Consider the following 14,995-nt stretch of genomic DNA (forward strand, 5'->3'; position numbering starts at 1 on the left):
AATGGCAAAAATTAAAGCAAACGAAGCATTAGTTAAAGCGTTACAAGCTTGGGACATCGACCATTTATATGGTATTCCAGGTGACTCAATCGACGCAGTAGTTGATAGTTTACGTACGGTAAGAGATCAATTTAAATTCTACCATGTACGTCACGAAGAAGTAGCAAGCTTAGCAGCTGCTAGTTACACTAAAATGACAGGTAAAATCGGTGTAGCATTAAGTATCGGTGGACCTGGTTTAGTTCACTTATTAAATGGTATGTACGATGCTAAAATGGATAACGTTCCTCAATTAATTTTATCTGGTCAAACAAACAGTACTTTATTAGGAACTAAAGCATTCCAAGAAACAAATCTTTCTAAATTATGTGAAGATGTTTCAGTATACAATCACCAAATTCAAAAAGGTGACAACGTATTCGAAATCATTAACGAAGCAATCCGCACTGCATATGAGAAAAAAGGTGTAGCAGTAGTTATTTGTCCAAATGACTTATTAACTCAAAAAATTAAAGACACAACTAACAGAGCGGTTGATACAACTAAACCAAAACCTGTATCACCAAAATTCAAGAGCATCAAAAAAGCTGCGAAATTAATCGATAAAGCTAAAAAACCAGTAATGATTATTGGTGTTGGTACACAACATGCTAAAGACGAATTACGTGAATTTGTTGAAGCAGCAAAAATTCCAGTAATTCACACACTACCAGCTAAAACAATCTTACCTGATGACCATCCATACAGCATTGGTAACTTAGGTAAAATTGGTACAAAAACATCTTATCAAACAATTCAAGATGCTGACTTATTAATCATGGCTGGTACAAACTACCCTTACGTAGATTACCTACCTAAGAAAAATATTAAAGCAATCCAAATTGATACAAACGAAGCTAATTTAGGTCACCGTTTCAATATCAATGTTGGTATTTTAGGCGACAGTAAAGTTGCTTTCCATCAACTAACTGAAAATATTAAACACGTAGCTAAACGTGCTTTCTTAGATAAAACATTAGAACGTAAAGCTGTTTGGGATAAATGGATGGAACAAGATAAAAACAATAATAAATCACCATTACGTCCAGAACGCTTAATGAAAGCAATCAATGCTAACTTAAAAGACGATGCAATCATCTCAGCAGATGTTGGTACTGCAACAGTTTGGTCAACACGTTACCTAAACTTATCAGTAAACAATAAATTCATCATCTCAAGTTGGTTAGGTACAATGGGTTGCGGTCTTCCAGGTGCTATGGCAGCTAAAATTGCATACCCTAATCGTCAAGCTGTAGCTATTGCTGGTGACGGTGCATTCCAAATGGTAATGCAAGACTTCGCAACTGCAGTTCAATATGATTTACCAATGACAATTTTCGTATTAAACAATAAACAATTATCATTCATTAAATATGAACAACAAGCTGCTGGTGAATTAGAATATGCGATTGATTTCTCTGATATGGATCACGCTAAATTCGCTGAAGCTGCTGGTGGTAAAGGTTATGTTGTTAGAGACGCTAGCCGTCTAGACGATATCGTAGAAGAAGCTATGGCTCAAGACGTTCCAACTATCGTTGACGTTCACGTTGATCCTAACGCTGCGCCATTACCAGGTAAAATCGTTAACGAAGAAGCACTTGGTTACGGTAGATGGGCTTACAGATCAATCACTGAAGATAAAAACTTAGACTTCGATCAAATCCCACCAATCTCTGTAGCAGCTAAACGTTTCTTATAATAGTTACTTCTTAAAGAACTCGACTTATGCGTCGGGTTCTTTTTATTTGAAAAAATAAAGAATTGTCTTGTAAACGCTTAATCAAGTGTGTATACTAATTGTAAATAAATAGTAAACATTGCGTGTTACTGGTCATGCAGGCATGAGCAAATGAGAGTTGCCATTTTTCTAGATATCTAGAAAGTGATGGTCTTGTTTGTTCATGTCTTTTTTTGTGCCAATGTACGCTTTTACTATAGATAGAGAGGAATGTTTAACATGTTTAAAAAGTTATTTGGGCAGTTACAACGTATTGGTAAAGCATTAATGCTTCCAGTTGCGATTCTACCTGCTGCCGGTTTACTTTTAGCAATAGGTACAGCTTTACAAGGCGATTCACTTCAACACTATTTACCATTCATAAAGAATGGCATTGTCCAACAGATTGCTACGATGATGACAGGTGCTGGTGGAATTATTTTTGATAATCTACCAATCATATTCGCACTAGGTGTAGCCATTGGTCTTGCGAGCGGTGATGGTGTAGCAGCTATAGCAGCGTTTGTAGGATTTATCATTATGAATAAGACAATGGGAGCATTCTTACATATTACATCTGAGCAACTTGGTGATCCTTCTAAAGGTTATGCCAATGTACTCGGTATACCAACATTACAAACAGGTGTGTTTGGCGGTATCATCGTTGGGGCGCTCGCCGCTTGGTGTTACAATAAGTTTTACAATATTTCATTACCATCATATTTAGGTTTCTTTGCAGGTAAACGCTTTGTACCAATTATGATGGCTACGACTTCATTTATATTAGCTTTTCCAATGGCAATCATTTGGCCTTATATCCAAACGGGCCTAAATTCATTTAGTGAAGGATTGCTCGATTCTAATACAGGTTTAGCGGTATTTTTATTTGGTTTTATTAAGAGATTACTTATTCCTTTTGGATTGCATCATATCTTCCATGCGCCGTTCTGGTTTGAATTCGGTTCTTGGAAAAATGCAGCAGGAGACATTATCAGAGGGGATCAACGTATCTTTATAGAACAAATTCGTGAAGGTGCACACTTAACATCTGGTAAATTCATGCAAGGTGAGTTCCCAGTTATGATGTTTGGTTTACCTGCAGCAGCATTAGCGATTTATCACACAGCGAAGCCAGAAAATAAAAAGATAGTTGCCGGTTTAATGGGTTCAGCAGCATTAACTTCATTCTTAACAGGGATTACAGAGCCTTTAGAATTCTCATTCTTATTCGTTGCGCCATTGTTATTCTTTATACATGCTGTACTTGATGGTTTAGCATTCTTAACTCTATATTTATTAGATGTTCATTTAGGTTATACTTTCTCAGGAGGATTTATTGATTATGTATTACTAGGCGTCTTACCTAATAAAACGTCTTGGTGGTTAGTCATTCCAGTCGGTTTAGTTTATGCAGTCATTTACTATTTTGTATTTAGATTCCTTATCACTAAATTTAACTTTAAGACCCCTGGCCGTGAAGATAAACAAACTGCTACCAAGAGTACCTCAACAAGTGAACTTCCATTTGACGTTTTAGAAGCTATGGGTGGCAAAGAGAATATTAAACATTTAGACGCTTGTATCACGCGTTTAAGAGTTGAAGTAGAAGATAAATCTAAAGTAGATGTACAAGGCCTAAAAGCTTTAGGTGCTTCAGGTGTTCTAGAAGTTGGTAATAATATGCAAGCCATTTTCGGACCTAAATCAGATCAGATTAAACATGACATGGCTAAAATTATGAGTGGTGAAATTACTAAACCTAGTGAAACAACAGTGACTGAAGATGTTTCTGATGAACCTGTTCATGTCGAAGATGTGAGTGAAACAGAACTCTTTGCGCCTGGCCATGGTCACATCATTCCACTTTCTGAGGTTCCTGATAAGGTGTTCTCTGAAAAGATGATGGGTGATGGTGTAGGATTTATTCCGGAAAAGGGTGAAATCGTCGCCCCTTTCGATGGTACAGTGAAAACCGTTTTCCCTACGAAACATGCAATTGGTCTAGAATCAGATTCAGGCGTGGAAGTATTGATTCATATTGGTATTGATACTGTAAAATTAAATGGCAAAGGTTTTGAAAGTCTAGTCCATGCCGATGAAACAGTGACACAAGGTCAACCACTAATGAAGATTGACCTAGCTTACTTGAAAGAAAATGTTCCAAGTATCATTACACCAGTGATTATTACAAATCTAGGAGCGCGTACTTTAAATGTTGAAGATGTTAAAGACGTTGATCCTGGAAAGGTCATTATGACAATTTAATAATAATAGCTAATTGGAAGTGGGATAGACCCGTGTTGTAAGCCCGTTGGAAAGATGGCTAGGATTGGAAGTACTTAATATAAGTGTACTGTCAATTTGGAAAAACAAGCTGAGTACTGAGGTCTTAGCTTGTTTTTTTACATCTTTATTGACATAAGCGTTGATAAATAGCAATGTAGAGGTATAAGTCACATGTATGTCATAACAAGTTGAAGGGTGGATATGGGGCATGATTGATTCCAAGTTAGACAAAAAGTCGAATGAAAGGCACAAAGGTAATAAAATCCTCAATGTCTTAATCATCTTTGTCATGTCAATTGCTATACAAATACCAGTAGGCATATCTCTAGTAGCACTTCCCTTATCATTGCGTCTAAATGATTGGTATACGATTGCCATAAGTATGCTTACTCTAGGGATAGCGTTACTTATTGTATGGGGTGTGCGGTCATATTATTTACATCGTACATATGAATATCAACACTATAAAATGAGAGCAAGAGACATTTTAATTAATTTAGGTTTCTTTCTCCTAGTGATTATGTGTAGTATTAGTGCTAATCTTTTAATGCTCTATTTTACAGGTGATACAAACACAGAGAATGAAAAAACAATAGATGAAAGTCTTAGCTCTCTTGTAGATAAAAGTCATTTACCTCATCCTACTATTGTACTTGTAACAGTATTATGTATTTGTTTCATAGGACCTTATCTTGAAGAACTTGTGTTTAGAGGGATTTTCAAAGAAACTTTATTTATGAAAAGTCGCTTCTGGTTGCCTTTAATCATTTCATCAATGGTCTTCAGTTCACAACATCTATCCTCAAATATATTCTCTTACGGATTATATTTTTTAATGGGATGTGCCCTCTATATTACTTATAATAGAAGGCGAAATTTGAAGGATAGTATGATGGTACATATGCTAAATAACTCTCTGACAACAATTCCTGTTTTTATTGGTTACTTATACTTCTACTTTAAGTAACATTGAAAATTTTAACTAAATAAAAAGCATTTAATTCAAACTTGGTCATCTTTAACAAAATGATTGAGTAAGAATTAAATGCTTATTTTTAATGTTGTAAAAAAGAATTCGCCTTATGCTGGGGTAATGTCATTTTCAATTAATAATTTAATTGCTTTGTGATCTGTAGCATTTCTGAATAAATCATATGCATTTTCAATGTCACTTAACTTACTATAATGTGTGACGAGTTGTTCAGGTTGAATAATCTTACTTTTTAAAGCTTCTAATAATTCTTCAGTCGTATTACCTGAAACTAAACCTGTTGTGACATTGATATTTTTAATCCAAAGTTTATCAATATCGAATTGAACTGGTAGACCATGAACGCCGACATTAGCAATTGTTCCATCTACACCTATAAGTTTTTGACATAAATCAAATGTTTGTGGAATACCTACAGCTTCAATAGCGACATCCACGCCACGAGGGTTGAGTTCTTTTACCTTTTGAATAGCTTCTTCAGCATTTTTGGAATTAACAACGTGTGTTGCACCTAGTGATTGAGCTGTTTCTAAACGATTATCATCCAAATCAATCATAATAATTTTAGAAGGAGAGAAGAATTGAGCAGTTAATAAAGTGGCCAATCCGACTGGACCAGCGCCGACGATAGCGACAGTGCTACCAGGTTTTACTTTACCTTTTAACACGCCAATTTCATATCCAGTTGGTAGAATATCTGATAACATGACGAGTGCTTCGTCAGGTAAAGAAGCGGGTGCGTGATATAAAGAATTATCTGCAAAAGGAACTTTAACATATTCAGCTTGGGTACCATTGATTAAATGTCCTAAAATCCAGCCACCATCATTTTCACAATGTGCGTAAATCCCTTTTTTACAGTAATAACATTTACCACAAGATGAAACTGCAGAGACGATAACTTTGTCTCCAACCTTAAAGTTATTTACATTACTACCTACTGATTCAACAATACCGATACCTTCATGACCTAAGGTTGTATTTGCAGTCACTTCAGGCGTATCACCTTTAATAATGTGTAAGTCTGTTCCGCAAATGGTTGTCTTTACCATTCTAATAATAGCGTCAGTGCTCTCTTTAATTTCAGGCTTCTCTTTATCGATGAGTTCCGCAACGCCAGGTTTAACATAGTTATACGCTTTCATATTAAAACCTCCTATTATTGTGAATTATTTCACAATAATTATACCATGATATAAATGAATAAAGTTAAGATATTTTTATGACAAAGCTTCTTCGAATGATGTCATAAACATTTCGTTAGCACTTTTAATGAAAATAAATATCTAAACATTTAAAATATAAGTGAATATATAGATAAGGAGTAATCATCATGAGTGAAGAAGGTAAATTAGTAGCTGAGAAAGAAATAGAAGTGAATAATTATGATATTGATGCAATGGGGATTGTAAGCAACATTGTGTATGTAAGATGGTTTGAAGATTTACGAACAGTATTTATCAATCAACATATGAATTATTCAGAGATGTTGAAAAATCACATCTCTCCAATATTGATGAAGACTGAAATAGAGTATAAAGTGCCTGTTACGATACATGATCGTCCCATCGGTCGTTGTTGGTTAGTGCAAGCGAGTAAATTGAAATGGGTCTTTAAATTTGAAATTTCGTCTGGGGACAAAATTCATTGCGTAGGATCTCAAATGGGTGGATTCTATCATCTTGAGCAACAAAAAATTACAAAAATGCCACAAGTATTTCAAGATATTCTAAAAAGCGAATAAATTCAGTAAGAGATAAAAGTAACTCGTACTACTATAGTTAATAAATTTATAGGATTGAAGGTGTTTACCATGGTTCAAAACATACAAAGCATAGAAGAATTTCATCAACTGGTTCAAACGTATCCTCTTGTGGTCATTCATGTCATGAGAGAGCATTGTAGTGTTTGCCATGCAGTACTCCCTCAAATTCAAGATTTGTTAAATGAATATCCGCATGCAAAACTAGGGGTTATTAACCAATCGCAAGTTCAAGATATTGCAGGGGAACTTTCTATTTTCACAGTTCCTGTTGACTTGATTTTTATGAATGGTAAAGAGATGCATAGACAAGGTCGTTTTATTGATATGCAAACCTTTGAATATCAACTTCAATTAATGTACGACGCAATTGAATAAAAATAAGTATAGGGAGTCATAAGAGTAGACTTCACTTCTTATATCACGAGGCTGGGATATTATTGTTTATCTCAGCCTTGTTTGACGTGTTGGTAGTAGATGTGTGAAGTGAAAGTGCGCTTATATGAAGCTGCTCTCAACCCTAATTGATTGGGCAGTCAAATACTTCGTGTTACTATTAAATACGTGTGACTTTTCAAGAAAAAGAAAAATCAAACAAATAAAATCTTAGTTGACATGGAGGAGGCTCAAATGGAGAAAAAACGTCGTCAAGAACACTTGAAAAATATTATATTCTGTTTACTCGGTACGCTTATTATAGCGCTTGGCGTTAATATGTTTGTTATTCCTGGTAATTTAGGTGAGGGTGGCGCTATCGGACTTTCACTTATTTTGAACTATACATTAGGAATTTCACCTGCGCTTAGTTCATTCATCATTAATGCCATACTCATTGTTGTGGGTTGGAAATTTTTAAGTCGTACAACAGCTATTTATACAGCAATAACGATTACAGCAAGTTCTATCTTTCTTGATTTAACAGAACATTTTGGACTAGGTATTCATGAAAACTTTATTAATTCTGTATTCGCCGGTCTACTTATAGGAATTGGTTCAGGTCTAGTGATTGCTGCACAAAGCACATTAGGCGGTACTTCTGTCATCGCTAGAATTATCAGTAAATATTCTGAAGTTAAAACCTCTCAAGCATTATTGATACTAGATGCTTTAGTTGTGTTATCTTTCCTTCTTGTGTTGCCTGTTACAAATGTACTCTATACGATTGTTATGCTTTTCATAGTGGAAAAAGCAATGGCATTTGTAGTTGAAGGTTTCAATCCTAAAAAGGCTGTAACCGTGATTTCAAAATACAATAGAGAAATTAGCTCTGACATTTTCCAAGCAACTGGAAGAGGCGCCACATTGCTTAGTGGTAAAGGCGCTTATCAACAAAATAATACAGATGTCCTATATGCGGTGGTCTCTCAAAGTCAAATTGGTACAGTGAAAAAAATCGTCAATTCTTATGATGAGAGTGCCTTTCTCGTGATCCACGATGTACGTGATGTATTAGGTAATGGCTTTATCAATCTTAAATAGTCAAACAGATTTAAGATGAAGCCAATTGCTCAACGTTTTTCTATTTTTGATTTAAAATTAAATTAAATAGAAAACGAGGAGGTAGAAAGCCCATGTTTAAAAAATTAGTTACTATTATAGGTTCTACGATTATGGGCACAATTTTATTCGCAAGAGTAAAAGAAAAAAGAAGCTATAAGAGCTTTTTACAGGAAAAAATGATACGTATGTCAGGAATGAAGAAAACATTTGAAAATGTTGAAGATGCCAAAGCTGCTTTAGAGGAAACCAAACATGAAACGGCTGGAAAGTATAATGGAACAGATTATGAATTTAGACATAAAGTCCAAATTAAGGACTATTACGGTTCATTAGTTTATATCATCAATGACAAAGGCAATCGTGATCAACGCACGATTCTGTACATTCATGGTGGGGCATGGTTTCAAGATCCTTTAGATTCTCACTTTGAATATATAGATTTATTGGCAGACACGTTAGATGCCAAGGTTGTTATGCCTATTTATCCAAAGGTTCCGCATAGAGATTATCGTACAACATTTGAATTATTAAACAAACTTTATCCTCATTTACTTAATAAAGTAGATGATCCAAACCAAATGACAATCATGGGAGATTCAGCAGGTGGTCAAATTGCGTTGGCCTTTGCTCAGAAACTTAAAAAAGATAACATGCCACAACCTAGTCATATTGTATTAATTTCACCGGTATTAGATGCGACATTTAGCAATCCTGAAGCTCAAAAATATGAAAAAGAAGACCCAATGTTAGGTATAGAAGGAAGTAAATATTTAGTAGAGTTATGGGCTGGTAACACGTCGCTAGATGATTATAAAATCTCTCCAATCAATGGAGATTTAGACGGTTTAGGGCATATTACAATTGCAATTGGTACGAAAGAAACGTTGTACCCTGATGCAGTAAAACTTTCTCATATGTTGAATGAAAAAGGTATTAGTCATGAGTTTATTCAAGGGTATAATCTGTTTCATATTTATCCGATATTCCCAATACCTGAACGCCAACGTTTCTTAGAACAACTGAAAAGTATTATAAATAAAAACAAATGATAAAGAAAAGCTCACAATAGACATTTGAATATGTTTCTTGTGAGCTTTTACATATTTAATTATGACGGACTATAAATGTGTATGTGGCTCAGTATGTACCTTCAGGTTGCTTTTTCAAAGAAAGGATGAGAATGAGTAACATAATCAATAGCATTCCTAAAATTTGTAGGGGTTTAAATGTGACGTTTAGCCAAAGACTACTGGCGAGAACGGCTACGACAGGTTCGATTGTTCCAAACAATGTCGTTTCTTTCGCTGAAAGGTATTTCAAACTATCAATAAAAAGATAAAACGCTAATGCAGTGCCTCCAATAATACCAAAAATTAAAAATGTGATAGTAGAACTATGCCATTGTGAAAAATGAGCGTGCCAAATGGGATGACGTAGATTCATCACAAGGCCAGAAATAATCATTGCCCATCCGACAATGAGAATAGATGCATATTTATTCAATAATTGATTCGCATAAATAGTATAAAATGCTAAAGCAAGTCCAGCTAAAATACCCCAAAATAAACTTGAAGGTGCAACGACTAACTTCGATACAGAACCATTCGTTAGCAGTAAGAAAGTACCAAAAAGTGTTAAAATCATTGCCACGATATCAAATATTTTTAACCGCTCTTTTCCTCTTAATACAAACCACAATATGATATAAACAGGCGCAATATATTGAAGTAGTGTGGCAACAGCTGCGTTACCAGTATTGATTGAAGACATATAAGCATATTGAACAATTAACATCCCAAATAAGCTATAAATAAGTAGAGTCACTACATGGGAGAGGTGCTTAAAAATAATAAATACAGACTGTTTAGGATTCATAATCTTAAATATCATTAATAAAAATAACCCGCTGATGATTAAGCGCGCAGTCACGTACCAGTCTATTTGAATGCCTTCATATTTAAATAAATAGTCGGAAACAGTGCCGCCTAAGCCCCATAAACTTGCGCCTATTACTGCAAAGCAAATACCTTTTATTCTAGATTCCGTGTGACTTAGCAAATTGTCACCTCCAAATAGATGATTAATCACATCATATATGGTATATAATAAAATATATATATCTATTTCGATGAAAAGTATCAATATATTGAGGTTGTTAACCATGACAATAAATATTAAGTTGAAAGACAATTTAGAAGAAGTCATTCAATATCCAGATGTATTATGGCAACATGTAATCTTACATACAAAACTTAATCAAACGATTTTAGGTTATATACCGTTACATTGGCATAATGATTTGCAATTGACGGTGGTAACTCACGGAAAAATCAATATCAAAATTGCTGGGCAAAACGTGATATTGAAGGAGAATGAAGGATTATTTATCAATACGAATATCGTACATGAAATCGAAGATAAAGAAGAGGATGCGTCATTTTATTGTTGGAATATTGGTTTGCCCGATGCAACTGATTACGTCAACTTTAAATATGTAAATGAAATTATAAATCAAATAGACTTCCATCCTTTTATGAAATTAACTACAGAAATTCAAGATGAGAGAATTTTAATTGAAAAGATTAAACACGTGGGGGGATTATTTGAAGAGAGGGGAGCGCACTATCAACTCAATATTTTAAGTGAGTATTATTTATGTTTAAAACAACTGATCACACTCATTGATCGAGACCAGAGTATTAATGATTATTTCTTCGACCCAAGAGTCAAAGACTGCATTAATTATATTCAAGAGCACTATGAATATAAAATAGGTATGCGTGACTTAAGTGAAATATCGAAAATCAGCAATTCTGAAACGATTAAGTTGTTTAAAAAATATGTAGGTCTCACGCCTTTCCAATATTTACTCCACTATCGTTTGGAAAAGGCCGCAAAGCAACTCACGCTTACTTCTAACAATGTCACTGAAGTTGCTATGGGTTGTGGTTTTTCAACTACAAGTTATTTTATACAAGTCTTTAAAGAAAAGTATCACGTGACACCTAAACAATTCCAATTATTACACTAATAAATATGCGAATTCAGTTATCAATATACCTGATAACTTGAATTCGCATTTTTTTGAGTCTGATTATTTGTTTGAGATTTATTTGAATCTACCATTTGGTAATTAGTATTCGTGAATGAATGTGAATGAGATGAATCTGAGCTACTTGATGTTGAACTTACGTCTTCATCACTATTTCTAGATGTGTTGTTGATACGAGAGTGATCACTATCTAACACAGAGTTACTCATATCTTTACCTTGTAAACTACCGATTAGTATAAAAGCAAGATAACAACTACAAATGACTAAAATGATTGCAAGATAGATGCCAACAGCGAGTTTTACTGGTTTATCCATCCATATCCTCCTAAGGTCGTAGTAACTTTCATATTCAATTTAACATCTAATCTTTAATCTAATGTAAATTCAAAGTAAAGTTCTTATTACTTTACAAAAAATAATGATGAAAATTTAAGATTTGTACAATTTAAATACGAAAATTAATATTTAATAAGCAAAAACCATAGAAAACATGCATAAAAATTTACATTTCTTTACATTATCTTAATCTTGCATTAAAGGAGTTAAAACTGAGTCAATACCTACATGATAGTCTACTATTAGTTAGAGAATAAAAAATTTGTAACAAATTTAGATGAATTATATATATTATATTGACTTTTGATTAAATTTTTCTTTAGACTTTAACTTGATGGAAACGTTTTAAATTTTTGTAAAGATTGTGAGTTAATTAATTTAAAATCAGTTGTTTATCATTTCCATTAACAATTTAATATTACACAGAAAAGCGAGGTAAGATGGATTGATTCTCATTATAGTGTGTGTCCTGTTGATTCTATGGCTCGGTATAAAAGAGAAAAGACGTCATGCGAATCGACTTAATAAAATTCCTATACGAATTAATATCAATGGTATTCGTGGGAAATCAACAATTACTCGAATGGCTTACAGTATCCTTCGAGAAGACCATTACAGAGTAATTGGTAAAACGACAGGAACAGATGCAAGAATGATGTACTGGTTCACACAGAAAGAATACGATGTAATTAGAAAACCTCAAGGTGCTAATATCGGTGAACAGCGTGATATTATTCGTAAGGTTGTTAAGCAAAAAGCAAACGCACTTGTTAATGAGTGTATGGCTGTAAACCCTGACTACCAAATAACGTTCCAAAAAGACTTGGTAAAGGCGAATATTGGCGTCATCGTAAATGTTATGGAGGACCATATGGACGTACTAGGTCCTACACTTCAAGATGTGGCTCAAGCCTTTACTGCAACTATTCCTTACAACGGTAAATTAGTTGTAATGAAAGATGAATATACTGATTTCTTTGCGAAAGAAGCTAAAAAGCGGAATTCGGAATTAATCGTTGTAGATAAAGATGAAATACCTGAATCATACTTAAGAAAATTTGACTACTTAGTCTTCCCTGATAATGTTGCCATTGTCTTAGGTATTGCAGAAGCTGTTGGTATCGATCACGAGACAGCACTTCAAGGTATGTTAAATGCCCCAGCGGATCCAGGCGCGGTGCGTATTAAATATTTCCATGCAAATAACACAAAAAATGTATTTGTTAATGCTTTTGCAGCAAACGAACCCAAATCTACAAAGGCAATTTTGAACAAAGTGGAATCATATAATTATCCATACAATAAGAAAATCATTATTCTTAATTGTCGTTCGGATAGAATTGATAGAACACAATTATTTGTTGAGAATTTCTTAGAAGATGTTGATTATGATGTATTAATTTGTACTGGTAAAAGTACGCAATTGGTTTCAAACCTTATGCAAAAAATGCCAGAAAAGAAATATTTAAATTACGAAGGGCAAGAATTCTCAGAAATTGAAAAAGGAATTATGCATGAATCTGAAAATGCACTTGTCTTTTGTGTCGGAAATATCCACGGCCCGGGTGGAAGAATAGCGGAATTCATAGAAGGGATAGAATAAAATGATAGGTTCAGAGTTATATTTCTCCTTATTCGTAGGTGTAGTTCTCAGTTTAATTTTTGCTGAGAAATTCGGGATTAACCCGGCAGGACTTGTTGTTCCTGGTTATTTAGCTTTAATTTTTGATCAGCCCATAATGTTATTATCGGTATTAATTATTAGTTGTTTAACATTCTTTATTGTTAATAACGGTATTAGTCAATGGGTGATTTTATATGGTAGAAGAAAATTCGCTGCCATGATTTTGACAGGTATGGTACTGAAATTTATATTTGACCTCCTTTATCCTTTGACACCATTTGAAATGGTAGAAGTATCAGGTATTGGTGTTGTCATCCCAGGTATCATTGCAAATACAATTCAAAAACAAGGTGTCGTAATCACATTATCATCAACGATGTTATTAACATGTATTACTTATGTCATCTTATTCTTATATAGCTTTATCAACTAATCACGAACAAGGAGCGCGTAATAATGAAAAAGAAAAAACGATTATCGCCCAGTGAGTGGTTACTTAAACAGTCGAAACGACATAAAAGAAGAAACACGCTTTACACGGCGATTGTCCTTTTAATAGCTTTAGTTTTATTGGTATTTGCTATAAAAGCAATACATGTCAATCCTGTTAAAAGTGATGCTAAAAGTGGCAATAGTATTCGAATTACATATTTAGGTAACATTACGTTAAATAAACACATTCGTCAAAATAATCTCAATGAAGTTTTCTCAGGTATTCAAGACACTTTGAAGAATAGTGATTTTTCTACTGCTTCTTTATTGGTTAATGAATTTTCAAAAGATCAAAAAGAAGAACTTAATAAAAACTTAGAAAACATCATGTTCTTACGTAAGCAAAATATCAAGAGTGTGAATCTCATCAACCAATCCATTGATAATATTCAAGCGACAGAGTTGATGAGACGAGTAGAATCTCAAGCAGGTTATAACTTCTTAACAGGTAATGGTTCAAACCCAATCAATAGTAAAACCGTTCAACAAGAGATTAAAGGTAAGAAAATTGCAAATGTATCATTTACTGATATTGAATCTAATTATACGAAACCTTTAAAAAACACGACATCAATTAGTTTAGATCCTGAAATTTTTTATCCATTGATTAAAAAATTGAAAGAGAATAATGATTATGTCGTTGTGAATGTTGATTGGGGAATTCCTAATGAACGTAACGTGACGGATAGACAAAGACAATATGCACACGCATTATCTGATGCAGGTGCGGATGTCATTATCGGTCATAATTCAGTAGTTCAAAAGGTGGAAAAATACAAGAAAACACCTATCTTCTACAGCTTAGGTAATACAACTTCAGATGACTTCTTATCTAAAAATCAAAAAGGTATGATTGTACAACAAGATTGGAACGGAAAAAATAACAAATTCCATATCACTCCAATACAGTCTAAAGACGGTAGAATCTCTAAAGATGATATGAACAAGATGGATCATATTCGTTTCCATAACAATATCAAAGATAAATCAATTAACTTAAAATCTGATAATAGTGGAGGTTATACTTTTGAATATTAAAAAACATTGGTTGCCAATCGTTGTTGTCGTTTTAGTCATTGTCATCTTTTTATTAGTGACATTTGCCAAAGCAAATGAAGGTTTAGATAAATACGAGCAAGATGAATTAAAAACTGGAGAACAGCAATATCTTTCAAAAGGGGCAAGCTAAAT

Annotated in this window: 15 protein-coding genes; 12 read left to right on the forward strand and 3 right to left on the reverse strand. The window is 33.9% G+C overall.

Features of this window, described 5'->3' with window-relative positions; all coding sequences use genetic code 11:
- Position 1 precedes the first annotated feature (1 nt).
- From HMPREF2580_RS01480 to HMPREF2580_RS01490, 3 genes are all read left to right on the forward strand, one after another.
- A complete protein-coding gene (locus tag HMPREF2580_RS01480) occupies positions 2 to 1,741 on the forward strand; it encodes a pyruvate oxidase (RefSeq protein ID WP_002444321.1) in 1,740 nt (579 codons plus the stop codon).
- A gap of 258 nt (positions 1,742 to 1,999) precedes the next feature.
- Positions 2,000 to 4,024: a glucose-specific PTS transporter subunit IIBC gene (gene ptsG / locus HMPREF2580_RS01485; RefSeq protein ID WP_070830150.1), complete on the forward strand. Its 2,025-nt coding sequence runs from the start codon at positions 2,000 to 2,002 to the stop codon at positions 4,022 to 4,024.
- 229 nt (positions 4,025 to 4,253) lie between these two features.
- Positions 4,254 to 5,012 (forward strand): CPBP family intramembrane glutamic endopeptidase, encoded by a 759-nt coding sequence (locus HMPREF2580_RS01490; protein ID WP_070830151.1) that lies wholly within the window; start codon positions 4,254 to 4,256, stop codon positions 5,010 to 5,012.
- A gap of 113 nt (positions 5,013 to 5,125) precedes the next feature.
- Here HMPREF2580_RS01490 and HMPREF2580_RS01495 read toward each other — a convergent pair whose 3' ends face one another.
- Positions 5,126 to 6,181 (reverse strand): zinc-dependent alcohol dehydrogenase family protein, encoded by a 1,056-nt coding sequence (locus tag HMPREF2580_RS01495; protein ID WP_070830152.1) that lies wholly within the window; start codon positions 6,179 to 6,181, stop codon positions 5,126 to 5,128.
- A 188-nt stretch (positions 6,182 to 6,369) separates the two neighbouring features.
- Here HMPREF2580_RS01495 and HMPREF2580_RS01500 point away from each other — a divergent pair, with 188 nt between their 5' ends.
- From HMPREF2580_RS01500 to HMPREF2580_RS01515, 4 genes are all read left to right on the forward strand, one after another.
- Positions 6,370 to 6,780: an acyl-CoA thioesterase gene (locus HMPREF2580_RS01500; RefSeq protein ID WP_070830153.1), complete on the forward strand. Its 411-nt coding sequence runs from the start codon at positions 6,370 to 6,372 to the stop codon at positions 6,778 to 6,780.
- 69 nt (positions 6,781 to 6,849) lie between these two features.
- Positions 6,850 to 7,176 (forward strand): thioredoxin family protein, encoded by a 327-nt coding sequence (locus tag HMPREF2580_RS01505; RefSeq protein ID WP_070830154.1) that lies wholly within the window; start codon positions 6,850 to 6,852, stop codon positions 7,174 to 7,176.
- A gap of 252 nt (positions 7,177 to 7,428) precedes the next feature.
- Entirely contained in the window at positions 7,429 to 8,277 is an 849-nt protein-coding gene (locus HMPREF2580_RS01510) for a YitT family protein (RefSeq protein ID WP_037541670.1), read from the forward strand.
- A gap of 92 nt (positions 8,278 to 8,369) precedes the next feature.
- Entirely contained in the window at positions 8,370 to 9,347 is a 978-nt protein-coding gene (locus HMPREF2580_RS01515; RefSeq protein ID WP_070830155.1) for an alpha/beta hydrolase fold domain-containing protein, read from the forward strand.
- A gap of 88 nt (positions 9,348 to 9,435) precedes the next feature.
- On the opposite strand, the gene HMPREF2580_RS01520 is transcribed toward HMPREF2580_RS01515, so the two are convergent.
- Positions 9,436 to 10,440 carry a DMT family transporter gene (locus HMPREF2580_RS01520; protein ID WP_371106726.1) on the reverse strand — a complete coding sequence of 335 codons (1,005 nt, stop codon included), beginning with the start codon at positions 10,438 to 10,440 and terminating at the stop codon, positions 9,436 to 9,438.
- 19 nt (positions 10,441 to 10,459) lie between these two features.
- On the opposite strand from HMPREF2580_RS01520, the gene HMPREF2580_RS01525 reads away from it, so the two are divergent.
- Positions 10,460 to 11,329 (forward strand): AraC family transcriptional regulator, encoded by an 870-nt coding sequence (locus tag HMPREF2580_RS01525; RefSeq protein WP_070830157.1) that lies wholly within the window; start codon positions 10,460 to 10,462, stop codon positions 11,327 to 11,329.
- Positions 11,330 to 11,349: 20 nt separating this feature from the next.
- Here HMPREF2580_RS01525 and HMPREF2580_RS01530 read toward each other — a convergent pair whose 3' ends face one another.
- Positions 11,350 to 11,667: a hypothetical protein gene (locus HMPREF2580_RS01530; protein ID WP_070830158.1), complete on the reverse strand. Its 318-nt coding sequence runs from the start codon at positions 11,665 to 11,667 to the stop codon at positions 11,350 to 11,352.
- 466 nt (positions 11,668 to 12,133) lie between these two features.
- Here HMPREF2580_RS01530 and pgsB point away from each other — a divergent pair, with 466 nt between their 5' ends.
- From pgsB to HMPREF2580_RS12150, 4 genes are read left to right on the forward strand one after another with little or no spacing between them, the layout of a single operon-like run.
- Complete coding sequence (gene pgsB, locus HMPREF2580_RS01535; protein ID WP_070830159.1) at positions 12,134 to 13,291, forward strand: poly-gamma-glutamate synthase PgsB; 1,158 nt, start codon at positions 12,134 to 12,136, stop codon at positions 13,289 to 13,291.
- 1 nt (position 13,292) lies between these two features.
- Complete coding sequence (gene pgsC / locus HMPREF2580_RS01540) at positions 13,293 to 13,745, forward strand: poly-gamma-glutamate biosynthesis protein PgsC (protein WP_002444299.1); 453 nt, start codon at positions 13,293 to 13,295, stop codon at positions 13,743 to 13,745.
- 23 nt (positions 13,746 to 13,768) lie between these two features.
- Positions 13,769 to 14,842 carry a CapA family protein gene (locus tag HMPREF2580_RS01545; protein WP_002444296.1) on the forward strand — a complete coding sequence of 358 codons (1,074 nt, stop codon included), beginning with the start codon at positions 13,769 to 13,771 and terminating at the stop codon, positions 14,840 to 14,842.
- Positions 14,832 to 14,993, forward strand: coding sequence for a hypothetical protein (locus HMPREF2580_RS12150; protein ID WP_002444294.1), 162 nt, complete (start codon positions 14,832 to 14,834; stop codon positions 14,991 to 14,993). The genes HMPREF2580_RS01545 and HMPREF2580_RS12150 overlap by 11 nt, the downstream gene beginning before the upstream one ends.
- Positions 14,994 to 14,995 lie beyond the last annotated feature (2 nt).

Origin of the sequence: Staphylococcus sp. HMSC036D05 (assembly GCF_001836225.1) — a bacterium.
Classification (GTDB): domain Bacteria; phylum Bacillota; class Bacilli; order Staphylococcales; family Staphylococcaceae; genus Staphylococcus; species Staphylococcus caprae.

Coding starts and splice junctions, on each gene's coding strand:
- HMPREF2580_RS01480 (WP_002444321.1), top strand. CDS start 2: ATGGCAAAAATTAAAGCAAACGAAGCATTAGTTAAAGCGTTACAAGCT.
- ptsG (WP_070830150.1), top strand. CDS start 2,000: ATGTTTAAAAAGTTATTTGGGCAGTTACAACGTATTGGTAAAGCATTA.
- HMPREF2580_RS01490 (WP_070830151.1), top strand. CDS start 4,254: ATGATTGATTCCAAGTTAGACAAAAAGTCGAATGAAAGGCACAAAGGT.
- HMPREF2580_RS01495 (WP_070830152.1), bottom strand. CDS start 6,181: ATGAAAGCGTATAACTATGTTAAACCTGGCGTTGCGGAACTCATCGAT.
- HMPREF2580_RS01500 (WP_070830153.1), top strand. CDS start 6,370: ATGAGTGAAGAAGGTAAATTAGTAGCTGAGAAAGAAATAGAAGTGAAT.
- HMPREF2580_RS01505 (WP_070830154.1), top strand. CDS start 6,850: ATGGTTCAAAACATACAAAGCATAGAAGAATTTCATCAACTGGTTCAA.
- HMPREF2580_RS01510 (WP_037541670.1), top strand. CDS start 7,429: ATGGAGAAAAAACGTCGTCAAGAACACTTGAAAAATATTATATTCTGT.
- HMPREF2580_RS01515 (WP_070830155.1), top strand. CDS start 8,370: ATGTTTAAAAAATTAGTTACTATTATAGGTTCTACGATTATGGGCACA.
- HMPREF2580_RS01525 (WP_070830157.1), top strand. CDS start 10,460: ATGACAATAAATATTAAGTTGAAAGACAATTTAGAAGAAGTCATTCAA.
- HMPREF2580_RS01530 (WP_070830158.1), bottom strand. CDS start 11,667: ATGGATAAACCAGTAAAACTCGCTGTTGGCATCTATCTTGCAATCATT.
- pgsC (WP_002444299.1), top strand. CDS start 13,293: ATGATAGGTTCAGAGTTATATTTCTCCTTATTCGTAGGTGTAGTTCTC.
- HMPREF2580_RS01545 (WP_002444296.1), top strand. CDS start 13,769: ATGAAAAAGAAAAAACGATTATCGCCCAGTGAGTGGTTACTTAAACAG.